This window comes from Spirosoma jeollabukense (assembly GCF_054777855.1).
This window is the reverse complement of the sequence record NZ_BAAHAD010000122.1, coordinates 1-518: the sequence shown is the minus strand read 5'-3', so window position 1 is coordinate 518 and position 518 is coordinate 1. Positions and strand designations below refer to the sequence as shown.

Annotated in this window: 1 protein-coding gene; it reads right to left on the bottom strand. The window is 64.1% G+C overall.

Annotated features, from left to right (window positions below):
- The coding region (locus ACYVEA_RS34855) for a POTRA domain-containing protein (protein WP_461117945.1) at positions 1-518 on the bottom strand (518 nt) is incomplete at both ends.

Below are 518 nucleotides of genomic sequence, written 5' to 3'. Positions count from 1 at the left end.
GACCGACACGCGGTTGCCGCCGCCGAGGAAGTTGTTCTGCGACAGCTGCACCGAGGTGGTCATGCCGTAGGACTGCGAGTAGCCCAGGCCGAACACGAAGCTGCCGGAGGTGGTTTCCTTGACGTTGTAGACGACGTCGACCTGGTCGTTGCTGCCGCTGACGGCCGGGGTTTCGACGTCCACCGACTCGAAGTAGCCCAGGCGCTGCAGGCGGATCTTGGAACGGTCGATCGCGGCCTGCGAGTACCAGCTGTTCTCGAACTGGCGCATTTCGCGACGCATCACTTCGTCGGAGGTGCGGGTGTTGCCACGGAACAGGATGCGGCGCACCGACACGCGCGGGCCCGGCACGACCTGCATGTTGATCGCCACGGTCTGGTCGGGGCGGTTGGTGGTCGGGATCGGGTTCACCTTGGCGAACGCGTAGCCGATGTTGGACAGCGAATTGGTGATGGTGTCCGAGCTGAACTCCAGCAGTGCACGCGAGAACGTGTCGCCGGACTTCTGGATCACCATGC